Origin of the sequence: Streptomyces sp. NBC_00028 (assembly GCF_045041065.1) — a bacterium.
Lineage (GTDB): Bacteria > Actinomycetota > Actinomycetes > Streptomycetales > Streptomycetaceae > Streptomyces.
Window position 1 is genome coordinate 2,652,625 of the sequence record NZ_CP108293.1, and the last position, 20,523, is coordinate 2,673,147.

Sequence of the window (20,523 nt, forward strand, 5' to 3'; positions counted from 1 at the left end):
GGAACCCACGATGACCACCACCCCCCACCCGCCCCGCCCCTGGCGCGGTGTCCTCGTCGCCACCGCTCTCCCCCTCCGCGACGACCTGTCCGTCGACTACGACGCCTACGCCGCCCACTGCGCCTGGCTGGTCGAGAACGGCTGTGACGGCGTCGTACCGAACGGCTCGCTCGGCGAGTACCAGGTGCTCACCCCCGAGGAGCGGGCCAGGGTCGTCGAGACGGCCGTGGCCGCCATCGGGGGCGAGCGGGTGATGCCCGGTGTCGCCGCCTACGGCTCGGCGGAGGCCCGCCGCTGGGCCGAGCAGGCACGCGACGCCGGATGTGCCTCGGTGATGCTGCTGCCGCCCAACGCCTACCGCGCCGACGGGCGTTCGGTGCTCGCGCACTACGCCGAGGTCGCGAAGGCGGGCGTACCGGTGGTGGCGTACAACAACCCCATCGACACCAAGGTCGATTTGGTGCCCGAACTCCTCGCCGAACTCCACGCCGAGGGGTACATCCACGCGGTGAAGGAGTTCTCCGGCGATGTCCGCCGCGCGTACCGGATCGCCGAACTCGCCCCGGACCTGGACCTGTTGATCGGTGCCGACGACGTCCTGCTGGAGCTGGCGATCGCGGGCGCCAAGGGCTGGGTGGCCGGCTACCCTAACGCGCTGCCGCGCGCGACCGTCGAGCTGTACCGGACGGCCGTCGCCGGTGACCTCGGCACCGCGAAGAAGCTGTACGAGCAGTTGCACCCGCTGCTGCGCTGGGACTCGAAGGTCGAGTTCGTGCAGGCCATCAAGTTGTCCATGGACATCGTCGGCCGGCCCGGCGGCGCCTGCCGTCCGCCGCGGCAGCCCCTGCTGCCGGAGCAGGAGGCCGCGGTCCGCTCCGCCACCGAGAAGGCCGTCGCCGCCGGACTCGCGTAACCCCCGCGTCTCACCGAGGAGTTCGGACCATGCGCAGCAAACTCGTCCTGCACGCCGTCGACTCGCACACCGAGGGCATGCCGACCCGGGTGATCACCGGCGGCATCGGCACCATCCCCGGCGCGACGATGAACGAGCGTCGGCTGTACTTCCGTGAACACCGCGACGACATCAAGCAGTTGCTGATGAACGAGCCGCGCGGGCACTCCGCGATGAGCGGCGCGATCCTCCAGCCGCCGACCCGCCCCGACTGTGACTGGGGTGTGGTCTACATCGAGGTGTCCGGATACCTCCCCATGTGCGGGCACGGCACGATCGGTGTGGCGACGGTGCTCGTGGAGACCGGCATGGTCGAGGTCGTCGAGCCGGTCACCACCATCCGGCTCGACACCCCGGCGGGTCTCGTCGTCGCCGAGGTCGAGGTGGCGGACGGGGCGGCGAAGTCGGTCACCCTGCGGAACGTGCCGTCCTTCTCCGTCGCCCTCGACCGCAAGGCCACGCTCGCCGACGGGCGGACGGTGACCTACGACCTGGCGTACGGCGGAAACTTCTACGCCATCCTGCCGCTGGACCAGTTCGGCCTGCCCTTCGACCGCGCCCGCAAGGACGACATCCTCGCCGCCGGGCTGTCCCTCATGGACGCGATCAACGCCGAGGAGGAGCCCGTGCACCCCGAGGACCCGTCCATCCGCGGCTGCCATCACGTCCACCTGGTCGCACCGGGCGCCACCGCCCGCCACTCCCGGCACGCGATGGCCATCCACCCCGGCTGGTTCGACCGCTCCCCCTGCGGTACCGGCACCAGCGCCCGCATGGCCCAGCTGCACGCGCGCGGTGAACTCCCGCTGCACACCGAGTTCGTGAACGAGTCCTTCATCGGGACGAGCTTCACCGGCCGTCTCCTCGGCACCACCGAGGTCGCCGGCCGCCCGGCCGTCCTGCCCAGCTTCACCGGCCGTGCGTGGATCACGGGCACGGCCCAGTACCTGCTCGACCCCAGCGATCCGTTCCCGGCCGGGTTCGTGCTCTAGAGCACTGGAGCTCCTTGTCCCCGGCCCCATAGATACTGGTGGTGCGTGACATTGCATACGCCGTACACCGGCTGCACCGCCGTACACGTCACGCACCCCGCCGTACGAGGAGACCCCGACCATGCCCACCGCCCGGCCCAGCAGCTCCCCCGCCTCCGCTCCCGCCCTGCCCTCCCTCGGCGGCAAGCGGAGCAGCTACCGCGAGCGGGTCGCCGACGCCCTGCGGGCCGCGCTGATCGCCGGTGAGCTGCTGCCCGGTGCGGTGTACTCCGCGCCGGCCCTCGCCGCCCGCTTCGGCGTCTCGGCGACCCCGGTGCGCGAGGCCATGCTGGACCTGGCCAAGGAGGGCCTGGTCGACACCGTCCCCAACAAGGGGTTCCGGGTCACCGAGGTGTCCGAGCGGCAGCTCGACGAGTACACCCACATCCGTGCCCTCATCGAGATCCCCACGGTGGTGGAGCTGGCCGCCACCGCCGCGCCGGTCTCCCTGGAGGCGCTGCGCCCGGCCGCCCGGGAGATCGTCCAGGCCGCCGCGGCCGGCGACCTCGTCGCGTACGTCGAGGCGGACACCCGCTTCCATCTCGGCCTGCTCGCCCTGGCGGGCAACGCCCACCTGGTCGAGGTCGTCGGCGACCTGCGTAAACGGTCCCGCCTCTACGGCCTGACCGCCCTCGTCGAGGCGGGCCGCCTGCTCGCCTCCGCCGAGGAGCACCTGGAACTCCTCGACGCGCTGATCGCCCGCGACGACAAGGCCGTACACGAGGTCATGACCCGCCACATCGGCCACGTCCGCGGCCTGTGGGCGGCCCGCAGGCCGGGCGAACCGCACGACACGGTCTGACCCACGCCCCGTAGGCCCCGACCCCTACCGCGTCTCCGGCGCCTCCGGCATCTCCGGGGCCTCGGTCGGCGACGGGGCCGGCGGCTGGAAGAGGACGGCGCGGGCCACGGGCGGGGCGAACAGGGCGGTGACGGGTGCGGCGAGGTGGAGAACGGCGCGGAACGCGTCCCCCACGACCGGGTCGCCCGGCGACCTCTCCTGGACCCGGCGCAGATACCAGTCGGTGACACCGTCCGTGGGTCGGCCGCCGAGCGCGTTCCCGACCGCGCCCGGCATCTTGCGGTCGGCCCCGGCGGAGATGTCCCAGGCCAGCCGGGACGCCCCGAGCAGCGCCCGCTGCACGCGCCGTGTCGTGGGCGTCCGGCGCCGGTCGGCCAGCGCGTCGCGCAGGGCTACGGCGCTCATCGCGGCGACGGCCATGCCCTGACCGTAGATCGGGTTGAAGGCACACAGGGCGTCGCCGGTGGCGAGGAACCCGGCGGGGTGGCCGGGCAGGTCGTAGCGGCGCCGGACGTTGGCGGTGCGCCGGTAGCCGAAGGGCGGGGAGAGCGGCTCGGCGTCCTCCAGCCAGCGGTCCAGGAGCGGATGCGCCAGCCGCTTGGTGTACGCCGTGAACTCCTCGTCGTCCGTGGGCGGTTCGTCGCCGCGCAGACCGGAGACGATCACCAGATGGGTGCCGTCCTCCAGCGGCAGCGCACCTCCGCCGTGGACCTGTTCGGTCCCGGGGTAGACGTAGTAGCCGACGGTGTCGCCGTCGAGGACGCCCGCCTTGCCGCGGTAGACGCGGGAGGCGTAGGCGAGTCCGGTGTCGATGGTCTCCTCGTACGGGCTCGTGGCACCGATCCCGGTGAGCCACTGGGCGGCCTTGGTGCCGCCGCCGGAGGCGTCGACGACCAGGTCGGCCGGCACGGCTCGGGGCTCGACGCGGGCCTCACCGGTTCGCTCGCGCACCAGCACCCCGCGCACGCGGGAGGCGTCACCGAGCAGTCCGACGACCTCGGACCCCTCCACCACGCTGATCGCGGGATTGGCGAGAACCCGCCGTCGGACCAGCGCTTCGAGCTGTGCGCGCGAGCCGGTGTAGATGTGCACGGACGCGGCCAGCCGCCGGAACCAACGGCCGCTCTGCCACAGCACCATGTCCGACGGCATGCCCACCAGCGGCGCCCCCGCCGCCCGCAACTCCGCGAGGAAGCCCGGCAGCAGCGACTCCATGGCGGTCTGTCCGCCCTGGAGCAGCACATGCGGATGCCGCCCCTGCGGTACCCCGGGACGCGCCGCTCCGTCGTCCGTGAACCGGTCCCGCTCGACGACGGTCACCCGGTCGGCATGCCCGGCGAGAACATGCGCCGCGAGCAGCCCCGCGAGACTCCCACCCACGACGACCGCATGCCGCCCGCCCAGGCCCTGACGCCCCATCGCTCCGACAGAGTTCACCGCTGCGCTCCCCTGGTCGCCCATGTCTGGAAAGACACAAGTATCCCGTCCCGCGCGGCGGGCCGACCGGGTTCCGGTCAGAGCGAGGATCAGTCCTCGTCCGCCGTCAGCCGCAGCGAAATGCTGTTGATGCAGTACCGCTGATCCGTCGGCGTCGCATACCCCTCGCCCTCGAACACATGCCCAAGATGCGATCCGCACCGCGCACAACGCACCTCCGTACGCAGCATCCCGTGCGACCGGTCCTCGATCAGTTCGACCGCGTCGGTGTCCTTCGGGTCGTAGAAGGAGGGCCAGCCGCAGTGGGACTCGAACTTCGTGGTGGAGGTGAAGAGTTCGGCGCCGCAGGCGCGGCAGGAGTAGACGCCCTGGGTCTTGGTGTTGGTGTACTCACCGGTGAAGGCGGGCTCCGTGCCGGCCTGGCGCAGCACGGCGTACTCGGCCGGGGTCAGCTCCGTGCGCCACTGCTCTTCCGGCTTTTCGACGTCGTACGACATGAAGCTCAGCCCCTCACTTCGACAGGCGGTCCAGGATCTGCGGGCCCAGGTCCGTCACGTCACCCGCGCCCATGGTGAGAACGAGATCACCCGGCTTCGCCATTCCCGCGACGAGTGCGGGAACGTCCGCCTTGTCGTGGACGGGCGTCACGTCCGCGTCCGCGGCACGGGCGGCGTCGATGATCAGGTCGCTGGTGATGCCGGGGATCGGGTCCTCGCGGGCCGGGTAGATGTCCAGGACCAGCGAGGCGTCCGCGAGGGACAGGGACTGGCCCATCTCCTTGCCCAGCTCCTGGGTGCGGGAGAAGAGGTGGGGCTGGAACACGACCAGGATGCGCGCGTCGCCGGCCGCCGCCCGCATCGCCTCCAGGTCCGCCGTCATCTCGGTCGGGTGGTGGGCGTAGGAGTCGATGACCTGGACGCCGGCGACCTCGCCCTTGAGCTGGAGGCGCCGCTTCACGCCCGTGTACGCCGCCAACGCCGGCGCCAGCCCGTCCGCCGGGATGCCGAGCGCCACGCCCGCCGCGAGGGCGGCGACCGCGTTGTGCGCGTAGTGGCGACCGGGGACGGAGACCGTGAAGACCAGTTCCGTCCCGTCCAGCAGGACCTTGACCTCGCTCTTCAGGCCCTGCGCCACGACCGACAGGACCCGTACGTCGGCGTCCTCGGCCTCGCCGTACGTCACCGTCCGCACCGAGCCCGCCAGGCGCCGGGTCAGCTCCCGCGCGCCCTCGTGGTCGGCGTTGATCACCAGCGTGCCGCCGGGGACGATCTTTCCGGCGAAGGTCTCGAAGGACTCGTAGATCTCCTCCATCGACGCGTAGTTCGCGTGGTGGTCGAGCTCCACGTTGAGGACGATCGCGACCTCGGGGGCGTACTTGTGGAAGCTGCGGTCCGATTCATCCGCCTCGGCGACGAAGATCTCGCCCTCGCCGTGCAGCGCGTTCGAGCCGGGGGCGTCGAGGTCGCCGCCGATGGCGTACGACGGGTTCAGGCCCAGCTCGCCCAGGGAGACCGCCAGCATCGACGTCGTGGTCGTCTTGCCGTGCGTGCCCGCGACCGCGATCGGACGCAGGCCCTCCATCAGGGCCGCGAGGGCGTCCGAACGGTGCACCACCGGGATGCCCAGCTCTGCCGCGCGGGCCAGCTCGGGGTTGTCCTGGCGGATCGCCGACGACACGACCACACAGCTCGCGTCGTCGGCGAGGTGCTCCGCCGCGTGCCCGATGTGCACGGTCGCGCCCAGCGCCCGCAGCGCCTCGGCGGTCGCGGACTCCTTGGCGTCGCTGCCCGCCACCTTCGCCCCGCGCTGCGCGAGGATCTTCGCGATCCCCGACATCCCGGCGCCGCCGATGCCGATGAAGTGCGGTCGGTCCATGGCGGTGGGAAGGGTGCCGGGTGCCACGTTGATGTCTCCCTGTGCGTACAGATACGGCGGACGTTCAGGCGCCCCAGCCTATCCATTGCGTCGCAATGCCCTACGCAGCACAGTGGGCGGCTCTCACGCCTTGCTGTGCGAGAACAGCTTCAACACCGGCACCCCCACCTTGTGCCGCGCCCGCGACGCCCAGTCCCGGTGGAAGAACTCCTCCACATAGTGCGGATCGGTCAGCACGATCACCTCGTCGGCCTTGATCTCGTCCACCACCGCCTTCAGCGCGTCCAGCGGGTGGTCCTCGATCAGCCGCCCCTCCGCCGCGTTCCCGGAGCCCCGCAGCGCCTGGAGGGACACCTCCAGCGCCCGCTCCCCGAAGTCCTTCGCCGCGGCGCCTTCGGGAACCTCCCGTTCCCGCGCCGCCTCGTCCAGTTCGCCCAGCGCCACGTCGTCGATGGCCCTCAGCAGCCGGTCTGCCTGGTCGCCACGCGGTTGGAGGAGCACATGGAACGCGACCTGCTCGTCCCCGTGCAAGGTCGTGACGAACTCCACGTCGGCGGAGGTCAGGGCCTTCTCGATCATCAAAACGCTTGTGAACACCGCGCGCGCCCCTTCTGCGGAAACCATCCTGCCCCGCGATCTCACGGGGACTGCGAGATTCAGTGTGCCCGTCGGAAGCTAAACGGAACGGTTGATTCCGCCGTTTTCGGGACCGGCGGTACCAGTGATCGAATTTCAAGTCCGCTGGTAGCGGCCGAAGAGAAACCCCTCCTCCTCCAGTAGGGACACCAGTGCGAACCGTTGCGGAACCGCGACGGAAGGACCGCCCGCGATCCGCTGGGCGTCGCCCACGGTGAGCATCGGGGCAACGGTCAGACAGAGCTCGTCCAGTACCCCGGCGGCCACGAACTGACCCAGGAGGCGTGGACCGCCCTCGGTCAGCAGACGGGTGAAGCCGAGGTCGGCCAGCGCCTGCACGGCCCGGGCGGGCTCCACCCCCATCCCGTCACCGGCGGTGATCACCCGGGCGCCGGCCTTCTCGGCGGCGGCCTTCCGGTCGGGCGCGGCGGCGGCGCCGGTCAGGATCAGGGTGGGGACGAGCGGGGAGGTGAAGAGCGGAAGCGAGAAGTCGAGGTCGAGGCTCGCGCTGACGATCGCGATCGCCGGTGCCGCCGACTGCCCGGCCGCCTCCCTGGCCTCCGCGAACTCCGCACGCACGCGTGCGGGGCGGTACCCCTCCTGGCGTACCGTTTCCGCACCTACGACGATCACGTCCGCCAGCCCCCGCAGCGTGCCGAAGATCCGCATGTCGGCCGCGTTGGAGATGGGCTGCGACTTGCCGTCGTGCTGGGCGGCCCCGTCGAGCGTGGACACCATGTTGGCCCGCAGCCAGGGCACCCTGGGGCCCTCGGCGGGGGCCGCGACCGAGTCGGGGTAGGCGTAGGCGGCGGCCAGCTCGGCGAGACTCCACTCACGGCCGGCGAAACCGCCCTCCCGAGCAGCCTCACCCGCCTCACCGGCACCCCCCGCCCCCACTTCCCCGGCCCCACCGCCGGAGGCCGTCGTCACTGTCTGGTCGGTCACAGGGAACAGGCGTCGCATGTCGTGCAGTCTGGCACGGCCCTTAGCATGGGGAACCGTGTCGTCCTCCACCGCCGCCTCCGGGATCAGCCCGATAGCAGACGCGGCCCCCGTGTCCCTGTGCGCTCGCGAGCCGCACGTCCCCGCCGACCGTCTGGTCGCCGAGATGGTGCCGCCGCCGCGCTTCGACTCGGTCCGCTTCAGCACGTACATACCGGACCCGAACCAGCCCAGCCAGTTCGAGGCCGTCAAGGTCCTCGAGGGCTTCGCGGGCGGGCTCGGCGGCGCGCACGCCGTCGCCGGCGGCAAGCGCGGCTTCTTCGGCTTCGGAAAGGGCAGGAGCAAGGAGAAGGGAGCATCCGCGGGCCCCCGCGGCGTCTACCTCGACGGCGGTTACGGCGTCGGCAAGACCCACCTGCTCGCATCCCTGTGGCACGCCACCCCGGCCGAGCCCTCCCTCAAGGCCTTCGGCACGTTCGTCGAGCTGACCAACCTGGTGGGCGCCCTCGGCTTCCAGCAGACCGTCCAGACGCTCTCGAACCACCGCCTCCTGTGCATCGACGAGTTCGAACTCGACGACCCGGGCGACACCGTCCTCGTCTCCAGCCTGCTCCGCAAGCTCGTGGACGCGGGTGTCGCCCTCGCCGCCACCTCCAACACCCTCCCCGGCAAGCTCGGCGAGGGCCGCTTCGCGGCGGTCGACTTCCTGCGCGAGATCCAGGGCCTGAGCGCCCACTTCCGCACCCTGCGCATCGACGGCGAGGACTACCGCCACCGCGGCCTGCCCGAGGCACCGGCGCCGTACTCCGAGGAACAGGTCACGAAGACGGCGTACGCCACCCCGGGCGCCTCGCTCGACGGCTTCCCGCAGCTCCTCGACCACCTCGCCCGGGTCCACCCCAGCCGTTACGGCGCGTTGACCGATGGCCTGAAGGCGGTGTGTCTGACCGAGGTGCAGCCGGTCCCGGACCAGTCGACCGCGCTGCGGCTCGTCGTCCTCGCGGACCGGCTCTACGACCGTGAGGTCCCGGTGCTGGCCTCCGGACGGCCGTTCGACCAGCTGTTCAGCGAGGAGATGCTCAACGGCGGGTACCGCAAGAAGTACTTCCGGGCGATCTCCCGGCTCACCGCGCTGGCCCGCGACGGCAAGCGGCTCGTCGAGTCCGCCTAGCCTCGCGAAACCCCCCAGGTCAAGGGCCAGTTCGCGCCACGCCACCTACGCTTTTCAGGCTCTCTTCAGCTCGAAACGCTAAGTTAACCCTGCAAACAACTTTGCAGGGTTAACGTGTTTCTTGACCAGCCATTGACCAAGGCTTGGTCTGCGCGTGAGCCATCAACCGTCGGAAGGGGGGCGCATGTTTCGAGGTACGCGAGCACCGACCGTGCTTCCGCCTCGCACCACCGCCCCGGTCACCCCTCCGCCGTTCACTCCCACGGCTCCGTTCGCAACCGCGCACACGATCCGTGAGGCTTCACCCAAAACTCGGTCCCATTCCCGGTCCCCATCTCAGCGGAAACCGAGAGTCTAGGCGGCCCGTTCCCGGCGACCCCGAGGTCTTCCGTCGCCGCGCAACCGGAACCGGCTGCCGTCCCCCCACCTGTCATGTACGTCCGACGCGCCGCCGTGGCGCGCCAGGAGGAGTCACCACATGCAGCCCCTCATCGACAACGCCCGCCTGTTCGGACAGCGCCCTGAGGAGTTCGCCAAGCTCGCCGAAGGCCAATCCCCGCAGGTCCTGTTCATCACCTGCTCCGACTCCAGGGTCGTCCCGGCCCTGATCACGGGCGCCCGTCCCGGCGAGCTCTTCGAGCTGCGCACCGCGGGCAACATCGTCCCCCCGTACGCCTCCGAGCACCCCACCAGCGAGGCGGCCACCATCGAGTACGCCGTCGAGGTCCTCGGCGTCAGCGACATCGTGGTCTGCGGCCACTCGCACTGCGGCGCCGTCGGTGCCCTGGTGCGCGGCGACGACCTCGACGCCGTACCCGCCGTACGCGACTGGCTCACCCGCGCCGAGCCGCGTCCGGCGGGGGCGGCCGAGGACCCCGCCGTCGCCGACGGGGTGCAGAGCCATGTCCTGGCCCAGGTCCTGCGCCTGCGCTCCTACCCGTTCATCGAGGAGAAGTTGGCAACCCGTCAACTCACCCTGCGGGCCTGGTACTACGAGGTCCACACCGGGGCTGTCCGTGAACACCGCGCGGACACCGACGCGTTCGAGGCCCTGTGACCGCCATGATGACCACCTACCCTCATCTGCGGCGGGACTTCGCCGCCTCCCTGGTCGTCTTCCTGGTCGCGCTGCCGCTGTGCGTCGGCGTGGCCGTCGCCTCCGGTGTCCCGGCCGAACTCGGTCTGGTCACCGGCATCGTGGGCGGCATCGTCACCGGTCTCATGCGCGGCAGCAGCCTTCAGGTCTCCGGCCCCGCGGCCGGTATGACCGTGCTGGTCTTCGAGGCGGTGCGGGAGTTCGGGCTGCCCGTCCTCGGCGTCATCGTGCTGGCCACCGGTCTCCTCCAGATCCTCATGGGCACCCTGAAGCTGGGCCGCTGGTTCCGGGCCATCTCGGTCTCCGTCGTCGAGGGCATGCTGGCCGGCATCGGGCTCGTCCTGATCGCCGGACAGCTGTACGCGATGGCGGATGCCAAGGCGCCCGCCTCGGGGCTCGGCAAGATAGCCGGGCTGCCCGGCGCGCTCGTGGACGCCCTCGGGAACACCGCGGCGCTGGCCTCGCTCGGCCTCGGCGCCGGCACGGTCGCGGTGCTGGTGCTGTGGAAGCGGATGCCGGCGGCGGTGCGTACCGTGCCCGGTCCGCTCGCCGCGGTCGGTCTGGCCACGCTGGCGGCGCTGGCGTTCTCGATGCCGGTGGCCACCGTCGAGGTGCAGGGGCTGCTGGGCTCCATCCAGCCGCCGTCGTTCACCGCCTTCGGCGAACTCGCGAACATCGGCGTCCTCGCCACGATCCTCGCGTTCACCCTGATCGCGTCCGCCGAGTCGCTGTTCAGCGCGGCGGCCGTGGACCGGCTGCACGACGGGCCGCGCACCGAGTACGACAAGGAGCTGGTCGCGCAGGGCGCGGGCAACGCGCTGTGCGGTGTGCTCGGCGCGCTGCCGATGACCGCGGTGATCGTGCGCAGCGCGGCCAACGTACAGGCGGGCGCCCGCACCAAGGCGTCCCGCGTGATGCACGGCGTATGGCTGCTGCTCTTCGCGGCGCTGCTGCCGGGCGTCCTCGCCTACATCCCGATCCCGGCGCTGGCGGGCATCCTCGTCTACTCCGGCGCCAAGCTGATCCCCGTACGGGAGATCGTGTCGCTGTGGCGCGAGCACCGCGGCGAGGCGCTGATCCTCATGGTCACGGCCGTGTCGATCGTCGCGGTCAGCATGTTCGAGGGCGTGCTCATCGGTCTCGCGCTGGCGGTGGCCAAGACCGCCTGGGAGGCCTCGCACCTCAAGCTGGAGGTCGTGGACAAGGGCGCGGGTCCGGTGCAGGCGTATCTGTCGGGCAACGCGACCTTCCTGCGGCTGCCGAAGATCCTCGACAGTCTGGAGGCGCTGCCCCAGGACCGCCCGGTGGAGCTGGACCTCTCCGGTCTGCACCACCTCGACCACGCCTGCCGTACGGCCCTGGAGAACTGGGCCGAGCGACACAGCGCGGTCGGCACGGAACCGGTGCGGGTCACCGCGCCGTAGCGCACCCCGTGCATGCCCGGTGCCTGGCCTCACGCCAGGCACCGGGCATATCGTTGCAGGAGCGGATGAAAGCCCTCCGGAAGAGGGGGTGGGTCATGCTCCAGGAACTGCTCACCGCGGCCGTGGCGGCCGGTGCCGCCGGGGCGGTCTACGTCGCCGCCGGGGCCCGGGTCGTCAAGCAGTACGAGCGCGGGGTGGTCTTCCGGCTCGGGCGGCTGGTGAGCGACGTACGGAATCCCGGGTTCGCGATGGTGGTCCCGTTCGTGGACCGGATGCACAAGGTCAACATGCAGATCGTCACGCTGCCGGTCCCCGCCCAGGAGGGCATCACCCGGGACAACGTGACGGTGCGCGTGGACGCGGTCGTCTACTTCCGGGTGATCGACGCGGCGAGCGCGCTGGTGAAGGTCGAGGACTACAAGTTCGCGGTCTCCCAGATGGCCCAGACCTCGCTCCGGTCCATCATCGGCAAGAGCGAGCTGGACGATCTGCTGTCCAACCGCGAGAAGCTGAACGAGGGCCTGGAACTGATGATCGACAGCCCGGCGGTCGGCTGGGGTGTGCAGGTCGACCGGGTCGAGATCAAGGACGTGTCCCTGCCCGAGACCATGAAGCGCTCCATGGCCCGGCAGGCGGAGGCGGACCGCGAGCGCCGCGCCCGCATCATCAACGCCGACGCCGAGCTCCAGGCGTCGAAGAAACTCGCCGAGGCGGCCGCGCAGATGTCCGAGCAGCCCGCCGCGCTCCAGTTGCGGCTGCTCCAGACGGTGGTGGCGGTGGCCGCCGAGAAGAACTCCACCCTTGTCCTGCCCTTCCCGGTGGAGCTGCTGCGCTTCCTGGAGAAGGCCCAGCAGGGGCCGGCCGACAAGTGACACGTGCTACGCGCGTGGTTCCCGCAGCCCGACCCAGGTGATAGACACAGCGGCGTCACATCCTGTCCGCCAGCAGGAAGGTTGCTGCTCCATGTCCGCAACACGACGTCAGATCCTTGCCCGCTCCGGTGCCTTGGGGGCGGGCATCGCCTTCACCGGCGCCCTCTCCGAGCTGTTCGCCGGCACCGCCGCCGCGAGCCAGAACCTCGGCCACACGGGCTACGGTCCGCTCGTCCCCGACCCGGACGGCCTGCTCGATCTGCCGGAAGGTTTCCGCTATCGGGTCCTCTCCCGCGAGGGCGACCAGCTCCGCTCCGGCGAGGGCAAGGTGCCCTCCAACCACGACGGCATGTCGGCCTTCACCGGCAGACACGGCCGCACCCACCTGGTCCGCAACCACGAGAACCGGGTCACCGCGGCCCTCGCGGTCCCGACGATCGACGGCCTCACCTACGACCCGATGGGCAAGGGCGGCTGTACGGCGCTGACCCTGGACTCCCGCAACAACGTCCTGTCGGAGCGGGTCGCCATCGCCGGTACGGCCGTCAACTGCGCGGGCGGACCCACCCCTTGGGGCACCTGGCTGACCTGCGAGGAGACCGAGGACAGGGCCGGTACCAACGGCTACACCAAGGACCACGGCTTCATCTTCGAGGTCGACGGCGCCGACCCGCGCCGCTCCGGCGCGGTACCGCTGACCGCGATGGGCCGCTTCCAGCACGAGGCGATCGCCGTCGACCCCAAACGCGGCATCGTCTACGAGACGGAGGACGCCTTCCTCAAGCCGTTCGGCCTCTTCTACCGCTTCCTGCCCGAGAAGCCGCTGGGCGGCCTGGGTTCCCTGCGCGCGGGCGGCCGGCTCCAGGCGATGCGCGTGCCCGGCGTACCCGACCTGTCCTCCATCCAGGAGACGGGCGCCTGCTTCGAGGGCGTCGAGTGGGTCGACGTACCGGACCCGCTCGCCGCCCAGACGCCCATCCGCCTCCAGGACTTCGGCCCGAAGGGCATCACGCACGCGCAGAAGCTGGAGGGCTGCTACTGGGGTGGCCGGTGCGTGTACTTCGTCTCCTCCTTCGCGCACAGCGCGGAGGGCTCGGCCGCCGACCACTACGGGCAGATCTGGCGGTACGACCCCTCGGCCCGCCGCCTCACCCTGGTGATCGTGTTCGGCCCGGACACCGACGTCCAGCTCCCCGGCGAGTCCCCCGACAACATCTGCCTCGCCCCCAGCGGCGGCCTCATGGTCTGCGAGGACGGCAACGGCGCCCAGCACGTGTTCGGCGTGACGCGCCGCGGCGAGGTGTACGCGATGGCCCGCAACGCCCAGAACATCGGGACGCCGGAAGCGCCCGAGTGGGGCGAGTTCGCGGGGGTCACGTTCTCCCCGGACGGCGAGACCATGTTCGTCAACTGCTATACGCCGGGCACCACGTTCGCCGTGACGGGCCCCTGGCGGAGGTAGGACGACGGCCTGCGGGGCACCCGGGGAGCCGGCCGTCCACGGCCCCCGGGCGCCCCGGATGGCGACAAGGGACCCGACCCCCGAGGAGCTCAGGCACGCGTTCTCCCGGACCTTCTGTGCGGCGGTCCGATAATCGACCGATTCACCCCGTTATGTTCATGCGGTGATCATTCGAGTACGACAAGTCGCCGCCGTCTGCGCACTCGGCGCCGCCCTCACCGCCTGCGCCGGCACCCCCGAGGCGCCCCGCACCAGGGCCGCCCACCCGGCCCCCTCCGCCGCCCCCTCGCGGCCCCCGACCCTCGCCCCCGGCCCCTCCGGTCTCACCCCCGTCTTCAAGCACGGCCCCCGCACCCCGGACAAGACCGTCGCCCTCACCTTCGACGCCGACATGACCGCCGACCAGGGGACGCGGGCGGCGGCGGGCGAGCACTTCGACAACCCGTCGCTGATCGCCGCGCTGCGGACGCTGAAGGTGCCGGCGACCGTGTTCATGACGGGCCGATGGGCCGAGGAGTACCCGGCCGAGGCCCGCTCGATCGGGCGGGACCCGCTCTTCGAGGTCGCGAACCACTCGTACAGCCACTACGCCTTCACCGACGACTGCTACGGGCTGCCGCGCGTGTCCGAGGACCGGATGCGCTCCGACGTCGAGCGCGCCTACACCGCCTTCCGCAAGGCGGGGGTGCCGGACGCCATGCCGTACTTCCGCTTCCCCGGCGGCTGCTACGACCGTACGGCCCTCAAGGCGCTCACCCCCGCCGGGGTCACCGCCGTGCAGTGGGACGTGGTGAGCGGGGACGCCTTCGCGACCGACGCCGACGCCGTGGCCCGGCAGGTCCTGGACGGTGTGCGGCCGGGTTCCGTCGTCGTCATGCACTGCACGCGCAGCGCGGCGCCGGCGACCGAGCGGGCGGTGCGGCACATCGTGCCGGAGCTGCGGGCCCAGGGGTACCGGTTCGTGAAGGTGTCCGAGCTGATCGGGGCGAAGGGCGGACCGACCTAGGCTGGAGGCATGAGCGAGGACTACTGCACGATCCGCGAGGTCCCGAAGCCGCCGCTCGCCGACGGGCCGCCGTACGCCGAGTGCGTGCTGTGCCGGAAGCCGACCGAGTACCCGGAGTCGTACAAGGGGATCACGCTGTGCCCTGTCTGCGAATGGCAGGAGGCACAGCGGACCGCTTGTTCGGGGTGACCGTCCGTTCAGGGTGAGCGGCGGGTGGTCAGCGCGCAGGCGACGGCCAGGGCCACGGCCGTGACCGCGGCCGCCGCCACGCACGGGAACACCGGCAGCGGGACCGTCCCCTTCTGCGAGCCCGTGACCAGACCGCTGACCGCCGCCTGGGCCGGGGAGCCGGTCACCACGACGGACAACAGGGCCGCGAGCAGCATCGTCGGCACCGCCCGGCCGGGCGAGCGCAGCAACGGCCAGGTCGTCAGCGCCCCGACGGCCGTGCCGAGCAGGGCGCAGGCGAGCACCGCGAGCAGCCCGGACCCACCGGCCGGAAGCCTCGGCACCCGGATCTGATGGTCGGAACTGACCGGATCGCTGATCAGCGTCACTAGGACGGTCGCGACCGTACCGACCGCCGCCGCGGCGCCCAACGCCACGAGCAGCGCGGCGAGATGCGCGCGGGCGGGCCCGACCGCGGCGGCGACACACGCCCGGGCGGCGGGCGGCTCACCGGAGACACAGATCCGCACCAGCCAGGCGGCGACCGGCAGCAGCGCGGCGGCGGCGTAGCCCAGCGAGTCGAGGATCGGCTGCCCGCTCTGCACACCGACGCCGAGGAACACGGCGTACAGGATGAACGGCGGCAGCCAGCGCTGCGAGCGCACGAGCAGGGCGGCCTGATAGCGGAGCAGCGCGGTCATCGGCCGCCTTCCTGTGTCGCGCGCCGCACGGTCACCACATGCCACGGCGGGCGGGCCGTGAGCAGGGTGCGCAGCAGCACGTCCGAGTGGGACGCGGGGACGGTGAGCCGGTAGGTGCCGGGGGCGGTCTCCTCGGCGGTGACGGCCGTGCGGTAGGCCCCTTCCGGCAGCCGTCCCCCCGCCGGGCCCTGGACCTCGACGACGGCCTGCGGGCCGGTGGGCGGCGCGGTGGCCGTCGTAGGGGCCGTACGCGCTTCCAGACCGCCTTCCCGTACGACGTACACGGCGTCGGTCGCCTCCGCGAGGCGCCTTGGGTCGTGGTCGACGAACACCACCGCTCCCCCGGCCGCGGTGCGCTCGGCGACGGCCCGTTCCAGCTCGGCGCGGGCGCCGGTGTCGAGGCCGGTCCACGCCTCGTCCAGCACGAGCAGCTCCGGTTCGGCGAGCAGCGCCTGCGCCACGGCGACCTTCTGGCTGCTGCCCTTGGAGAGCTGCGCCATGGGGGTACGGGCGTGCGCGGTGGCGCCGAAGCGGTCCAGCCAGTCGCCCGCGGCGCGCTTGGCGGACGGTTCGGTCAGGCCGTGGATCCTGCCGAGGTGGGTGAGGTAGCCGTGCGGGGTGAAGGGGAGGGCGGCGGGGAAGCGTTCGGGGACGTAGGCGGTGCGGAGGCGGCCCTTGACCTTGCCCTCGGAGGGCGTGTCGAGGCGGGCGAGGATGCGGAGGAGCGTGGACTTGCCGGTGCCGTTCTCTCCTTCCACGCGGGTCAGGGTGCCCGGGGCGAGGGTGAGGTGGATGCCTTGTAAGACCCAGGGGCCGCGCAGGCCGTAGCGGCGGCCCACGTTGTCCAGCTGTAGCGCGCGTTCCATGGGCAAATGATGTCCCCTTAGGGTGGCTGGGTGAACGCCAGTCCTTTCCAGTCAGAAGTCAATGTGCGCGACGAGGCCCCCCAGTTCGTCCTCCCTCTCGTCGTACGCATCGAGCGTGCCGCTCCCCCCGCCCGCACCGATGCCCTGGAGACCGCCGCCCGGGCCGTTCTGCTCATCCTCAGTGATGAGCGGGCCCTCGGGGACGGGGAGTGGGCTCAGGTCATGCGGGACTGGCAGGACGCCCGGATCCGCAAGGTCGTGCGGCGGGCGCGGGGGGCCGAGTGGCGGAAGGCCGGGGCGCTGCCCGGGATCACCGTCACGGGGAAGTCGGCCGAGGTGCGGGTCTTTCCACCGGTGCCGCTCGACGGGTGGCCGAAGGAGTTGGCCAAGCTCCAGGTGTCCGGTACCGATCTCGACGACCCGGAGGCTCCCGTGGACGCCGATCCGGGGGTGCCGGTGCTGTGGATGAATCCCGAGCTCGACATGTCGGCCGGCAAGGCGATGGCACAGGCGGGCCACGGGGCTCAACTCGCCTGGTGGGACCTGTCGGACGAGGAGCGTACGGCCTGGCGCGAGGCCGGTTTCCCCCTCGCCGTGCGAAACGCCGAGCCCGCGCGCTGGCGCGAACTCACCACCAGCGGGCTGCCGTTGGTCCGGGACGCGGGCTTCACGGAGATCGCCCCCGGATCATGCACGGTGGTGGCGGACCACCCTGCGCTGCGCCGACGGCACTGAACCACGCGTACGGGAGCATGACCGCATGACCTCCCCCATACGGCAGACGCCGCGTCGCGACAGCGGGCGGGCCGGGTTCGTCGTCCGGTCGGCCGGTTGTGTCGGCGTGGCCGTGCTGGTCGGCGTGCTGGTGGCCGCGGGCGTGCTCGTCCGGTTCTTCCAGGCCGTGCAGGACAGCGGGCGGGACCGGGAGCAGGACGCCCGGGCCGCCGTCACCGCCGCCGCCGAGCGGCTCAGGGTCCGGCTCCAGGAGGCCGACGTCGACGGCACCCTGACCGATCGGGAGATCACCGACGTACTGCGCCCCCGTAGCCCCCGTTCCGTCGCCCGAACCGCGACCGGTACCACCGTCGTGGTGCAGGTCGCGGTGTCCGGCTGGGCCCGGTGCTACACGTACAGCGCCACCCGCACCGGCGTCGGCACCGTCATCAGCCGGCCGCTGGACAGCTGTCCGTCGGCCTCGCCCGTACGGTAGGACGACACAGTCTTGAGCAGGGGCGGGGCACGGCATCCTGCCGAATGGAGGGCACGGTGACACGGGTCGACGGCAGGGTCGAACGGGGCAACCGCACCCGGCGGTCGGTGCTGGACCGGACCGTCGAGATCGCCTCCGTGGAGGGGCTGGAGGCCCTGTCCGTCGGGCGGTTGGCGACGGAGTTGCGGCTCAGCAAGAGCGGGGTGTTCGCGCTCTTCGGGTCGAAGGAGGAGTTGCAGCTCGCGACCGTGCGCGAGGCGGGCCGTGTGTTCGCCGAGCGGGTGACCCGGCCCGTCGAGGAGGAGCCGGCGGGGGTCGCCAGGGTGTGGCGGTTGTGCGAACTGTGGCTGGAGTACTCGCGCGGCCGGGTCTTCCCTGGCGGCTGCTTCTTCTGCGAGGTGATCGCCGAGTTCGACGCCCGCACCGGGCCCGTGCACGACGCCGTGGTCCGTGCCCAGCGGGACTGGACGGCCTACCTGGAGCGTACGATCGCCGCGGCCGGTGACGCGGGTGAGCTGCGTGCCGGCACGGACGTGCCCCAACTCGCTTTCGAGCTGCTGGCGTTGATGGAGACGGCCAACATGGTCTCCGTCCTGCACGACGAGGAGTCCTCCTACCGCCGGGCCCGGGTGGGGATCGCGACCCGGTTGAAGGCGGTCGCGGTCGATCCGGGCCGGGTGCCTGAAGTCCCTTGACACGGCTGCCTGTTGACGGAGCCCGCACCGAGCGGGCCGTCGCGGGAAAGTGGCGTCGTAAACAAGTAGCACGACCGTTCGCACAGTTTTAGTGTGGGCGCATGACTGTCACTGGAGCGGACATCGTCGAACTGGACCGGGTCGCCGTGCGGGAGGCGGTTCGGGTGGTGGATCTGGCGCGGGGTGCGGACTGGGAGCGGGACACCCCGTGTGCGGGGTGGACCCTGCGGCGGCTCGTGGCGCACATGGCCGCGCAGCATCGCGGATTCGCGGCGGCGGCGCGGGGCGTGGGCGCTGACCCGGCGCACTGGCGGGAGCCGGAGGACATGGGCGCGCCCGCCGAGGTGCATCGGGCAGCCGCGGCGGAACTGCTCGACGCCTTCGCCGAACCAGGCGCCGGAGGGCGGGAGTTCACCCTCCCGGAGCTCGGGCTGACCGTTCCGGGGCGGATGGCGATCGGCTTCCACCTCGTCGACTACGTCGTGCACGCCTGGGACGTGGCCGCCACGCTCGGCGTACGCCTGGAGCTGCCGGACGACGTCCTCGCCGCGGCCCTGGCCGTGGCCCGGCGTGTTCCGGCGGACCCGGGCAGCCGTGGGGAGGGGGCGGCGTTCGCGCCCGCGTTGCGGGTACCGGAGGGGGCCGGGGCCCTGGAGGAGACACTGCGGCTGCTGGGGCGGGAGCCGGAACCTCAAATGTTGCTCTGAAGACGCCCCCGAGGTGATTCGGTTCCGGGTACCGGGGCCATACCCCCGTCACACAGGAACAGCGGGCGTCGAAGGAGACGACACAGCGGGCACCTGAGCAAGCCACTCGACGGGGAAACGGGGACGGGGACATGGAGCGACTGGGCACGGGGATCGGCTGGCGGCCGGAGATCGCGGACGCCGTGGAGCGTATGCCGGGCATCGACTGGGTCGAGGTCGTGGCCGAGAACACCTGCCCCGGCCATCTGCCCGAGTCGCTGCGACGGCTGCGCGAGCGCGGGGTGACCGTGGTCCCGCACGGTGTCTCGCTCGGCCTCGGCGGCGCCGACCGCCCCGACGAGGGGCGCCTGACGGCCCTCGCCGAGCGCGCCGAGGCGCTGGGCTCGCCCCTGGTCACCGAGCACATCGCGTTCGTGCGGGCGGGCGGCCCCCTGACGGCCTCCCCGCGTCTGGAGGCCGGCCATCTGCTGCCGGTGCCGCGCACCCGCGACGCCCTCGACGTGCTGTGCGAGAACATCCGCGTCGCCCAGGCCGCGCTGCCCGTGCCGCTCGCCGTGGAGAACATCGCCGCGCTGATCTCCTGGCCGGGCGAGGAGCTGACCGAGGGGCAGTTCCTGTACGAGCTGGCCGACCGCACCGGCGTACGGCTGCTCATCGACGTCGCCAACCTCCACACCAACCACGTCAACCGTGGCGAGGACCCGGCCGAGGCCCTCGCCGACCTCCCGCTGGAGGCGATCGCCTACGTCCATGTCGCGGGCGGTTTCGAACGGGACGGCGTCTGGCACGACAGCCACGCCCACCCGGTCCCCCGCCCGGTCCTCGACATCCTCACCGACCTGGCCTCCCGGGTGACCCCGCCGGGCGTCCTGCTGGAGCGCGACGAGAACTTCCCGGAACCGGCCGAACTGGAGGGGGAGCTGACGGCGATCCGCGGGGCGCTGGAGAAGGGGCGGGAGCAGGGGCCGGGACAGGGGCAGGGGCAGGCTCCGGTCGTGGACGCCACCCGCGCCGTCACACCCGCTCCCGCCTCCGACCCCGCCCGCCAGCGCCTCGCCCTCGCGCAGACCGCGCTGCTCTCCGCCCTCGTCGCCGGGACCCCCGTGCCCGAGGGGTTCGACCGGGTGCGGCTCGGGGTGCAGGCGCGGGCGCTCGCCGGGAAGCGGGCGGACGTCGTGGCGAAGGTCGCGCCCGAGCTGCCGGGGATCCTGGGCGCGGAGTACCGGACCGCGTTCCTCGGGTACGCCCACGGGCACCCGATGACCGGCGGGTACCGCAGGGACGCGCTGGACTTTGCCGGGTACCTGCTGGCGGCGGAGGCGGTGCGGGACGAGCGGACGCTGGGTGAGCTGCGGGAGTGGTGGCTGGAGCGGTCGGGGTCACGACCGCGCTCGCACCGGCCGGGCGTGCGCCTCGCGCGGGCGACGCGGCGGGTGCTGCTGCGCCGCTGAGCGGACGGTCGCCGGCCGG

Annotated in this window: 22 protein-coding genes; 15 read left to right on the forward strand and 7 right to left on the reverse strand. The window is 72.0% G+C overall.

Annotation, left to right across the window (positions count from 1 at the left end; translation table 11 throughout):
- Nucleotides 1-10: 10 nt before the first annotated feature.
- The 3 genes from OG885_RS11670 to OG885_RS11680 all read left to right on the forward strand — a co-directional run bounded on the left by OG885_RS11670 (nucleotide 11) and on the right by OG885_RS11680 (nucleotide 2,785).
- On the forward strand, nucleotides 11-913 hold the full coding sequence (locus OG885_RS11670) for a dihydrodipicolinate synthase family protein (protein WP_405730097.1): 903 nt from the start codon (nucleotides 11-13) through the stop codon (nucleotides 911-913).
- 29 nt (nucleotides 914-942) lie between these two features.
- The gene (locus tag OG885_RS11675) at nucleotides 943-1,944 is read left to right on the forward strand and encodes a proline racemase family protein (RefSeq protein ID WP_405730099.1); all 1,002 of its coding nucleotides are present in this window, start codon (nucleotides 943-945) and stop codon (nucleotides 1,942-1,944) included.
- Nucleotides 1,945-2,065: 121 nt separating this feature from the next.
- A complete protein-coding gene (locus OG885_RS11680; RefSeq protein WP_405730101.1) occupies nucleotides 2,066-2,785 on the forward strand; it encodes a GntR family transcriptional regulator in 720 nt (239 codons plus the stop codon).
- Between the two features lie 24 nt (nucleotides 2,786-2,809).
- Here the strand turns inward: OG885_RS11680 and OG885_RS11685 are convergent, their stop codons facing one another.
- From OG885_RS11685 to OG885_RS11705, 5 genes are all read right to left on the reverse strand, one after another.
- Nucleotides 2,810-4,204, reverse strand: coding sequence for an FAD-dependent oxidoreductase (locus tag OG885_RS11685; RefSeq protein ID WP_405742698.1), 1,395 nt, complete (start codon nucleotides 4,202-4,204; stop codon nucleotides 2,810-2,812).
- Nucleotides 4,205-4,311: 107 nt separating this feature from the next.
- Nucleotides 4,312-4,719, reverse strand: a complete 408-nt coding sequence (gene msrB / locus OG885_RS11690; protein ID WP_405730103.1) for a peptide-methionine (R)-S-oxide reductase MsrB — start codon at nucleotides 4,717-4,719, stop codon at nucleotides 4,312-4,314.
- A gap of 13 nt (nucleotides 4,720-4,732) precedes the next feature.
- Nucleotides 4,733-6,124: a UDP-N-acetylmuramate--L-alanine ligase gene (gene murC, locus OG885_RS11695; RefSeq protein WP_405730105.1), complete on the reverse strand. Its 1,392-nt coding sequence runs from the start codon at nucleotides 6,122-6,124 to the stop codon at nucleotides 4,733-4,735.
- A gap of 96 nt (nucleotides 6,125-6,220) precedes the next feature.
- Nucleotides 6,221-6,676: an indole-3-glycerol phosphate synthase gene (locus OG885_RS11700; RefSeq protein ID WP_405730107.1), complete on the reverse strand. Its 456-nt coding sequence runs from the start codon at nucleotides 6,674-6,676 to the stop codon at nucleotides 6,221-6,223.
- 153 nt (nucleotides 6,677-6,829) lie between these two features.
- On the reverse strand, nucleotides 6,830-7,696 hold the full coding sequence (locus OG885_RS11705) for a pyrimidine reductase family protein (protein ID WP_405730109.1): 867 nt from the start codon (nucleotides 7,694-7,696) through the stop codon (nucleotides 6,830-6,832).
- Between OG885_RS11705 and zapE the strand changes: the two genes are divergently transcribed.
- From zapE to OG885_RS11740, 7 genes are all read left to right on the forward strand, one after another.
- Nucleotides 7,695-8,846 (forward strand): cell division protein ZapE, encoded by a 1,152-nt coding sequence (gene zapE / locus OG885_RS11710; RefSeq protein WP_405730111.1) that lies wholly within the window; start codon nucleotides 7,695-7,697, stop codon nucleotides 8,844-8,846. The genes OG885_RS11705 and zapE overlap by 2 nt on opposite strands.
- 478 nt (nucleotides 8,847-9,324) lie before the next feature.
- The gene (locus OG885_RS11715) at nucleotides 9,325-9,903 is read left to right on the forward strand and encodes a carbonic anhydrase (RefSeq protein ID WP_405730113.1); all 579 of its coding nucleotides are present in this window, start codon (nucleotides 9,325-9,327) and stop codon (nucleotides 9,901-9,903) included.
- A 5-nt stretch (nucleotides 9,904-9,908) separates the two neighbouring features.
- Nucleotides 9,909-11,366, forward strand: coding sequence for a SulP family inorganic anion transporter (locus OG885_RS11720; protein WP_405730115.1), 1,458 nt, complete (start codon nucleotides 9,909-9,911; stop codon nucleotides 11,364-11,366).
- A gap of 95 nt (nucleotides 11,367-11,461) precedes the next feature.
- Complete coding sequence (locus tag OG885_RS11725) at nucleotides 11,462-12,238, forward strand: slipin family protein (RefSeq protein ID WP_405730117.1); 777 nt, start codon at nucleotides 11,462-11,464, stop codon at nucleotides 12,236-12,238.
- 91 nt (nucleotides 12,239-12,329) lie between these two features.
- Entirely contained in the window at nucleotides 12,330-13,700 is a 1,371-nt protein-coding gene (locus tag OG885_RS11730) for a PhoX family protein (protein WP_405730119.1), read from the forward strand.
- A 163-nt stretch (nucleotides 13,701-13,863) separates the two neighbouring features.
- Nucleotides 13,864-14,706: a polysaccharide deacetylase family protein gene (locus tag OG885_RS11735; protein ID WP_405730121.1), complete on the forward strand. Its 843-nt coding sequence runs from the start codon at nucleotides 13,864-13,866 to the stop codon at nucleotides 14,704-14,706.
- 9 nt (nucleotides 14,707-14,715) lie between these two features.
- On the forward strand, nucleotides 14,716-14,895 hold the full coding sequence (locus OG885_RS11740) for a hypothetical protein (protein WP_399950722.1): 180 nt from the start codon (nucleotides 14,716-14,718) through the stop codon (nucleotides 14,893-14,895).
- Nucleotides 14,896-14,903: 8 nt separating this feature from the next.
- Here OG885_RS11740 and OG885_RS11745 read toward each other — a convergent pair whose 3' ends face one another.
- Together OG885_RS11745 and OG885_RS11750 are read right to left on the reverse strand one after the other, a co-directional pair.
- Nucleotides 14,904-15,575, reverse strand: a complete 672-nt coding sequence (locus OG885_RS11745) for an ABC transporter (protein ID WP_405730123.1) — start codon at nucleotides 15,573-15,575, stop codon at nucleotides 14,904-14,906.
- Nucleotides 15,572-16,441, reverse strand: a complete 870-nt coding sequence (locus OG885_RS11750; RefSeq protein WP_405730125.1) for an ATP-binding cassette domain-containing protein — start codon at nucleotides 16,439-16,441, stop codon at nucleotides 15,572-15,574. Before OG885_RS11750 ends, OG885_RS11745 begins: the two co-directional genes overlap by 4 nt.
- A gap of 30 nt (nucleotides 16,442-16,471) precedes the next feature.
- On the opposite strand from OG885_RS11750, the gene OG885_RS11755 reads away from it, so the two are divergent.
- From OG885_RS11755 to OG885_RS11775, 5 genes are all read left to right on the forward strand, one after another.
- Entirely contained in the window at nucleotides 16,472-17,176 is a 705-nt protein-coding gene (locus tag OG885_RS11755) for a peptidyl-tRNA hydrolase (RefSeq protein ID WP_405730127.1), read from the forward strand.
- 25 nt (nucleotides 17,177-17,201) lie between these two features.
- On the forward strand, nucleotides 17,202-17,651 hold the full coding sequence (locus tag OG885_RS11760) for a hypothetical protein (RefSeq protein WP_405730129.1): 450 nt from the start codon (nucleotides 17,202-17,204) through the stop codon (nucleotides 17,649-17,651).
- A 44-nt stretch (nucleotides 17,652-17,695) separates the two neighbouring features.
- The gene (locus OG885_RS11765) at nucleotides 17,696-18,346 is read left to right on the forward strand and encodes a TetR/AcrR family transcriptional regulator (RefSeq protein WP_405730131.1); all 651 of its coding nucleotides are present in this window, start codon (nucleotides 17,696-17,698) and stop codon (nucleotides 18,344-18,346) included.
- A gap of 101 nt (nucleotides 18,347-18,447) precedes the next feature.
- A complete protein-coding gene (locus OG885_RS11770; protein WP_405730133.1) occupies nucleotides 18,448-19,053 on the forward strand; it encodes a TIGR03086 family metal-binding protein in 606 nt (201 codons plus the stop codon).
- A 131-nt stretch (nucleotides 19,054-19,184) separates the two neighbouring features.
- Nucleotides 19,185-20,504, forward strand: a complete 1,320-nt coding sequence (locus tag OG885_RS11775; RefSeq protein WP_405730135.1) for a DUF692 domain-containing protein — start codon at nucleotides 19,185-19,187, stop codon at nucleotides 20,502-20,504.
- The last annotated feature ends 19 nt before the right edge of the window (nucleotides 20,505-20,523 follow it).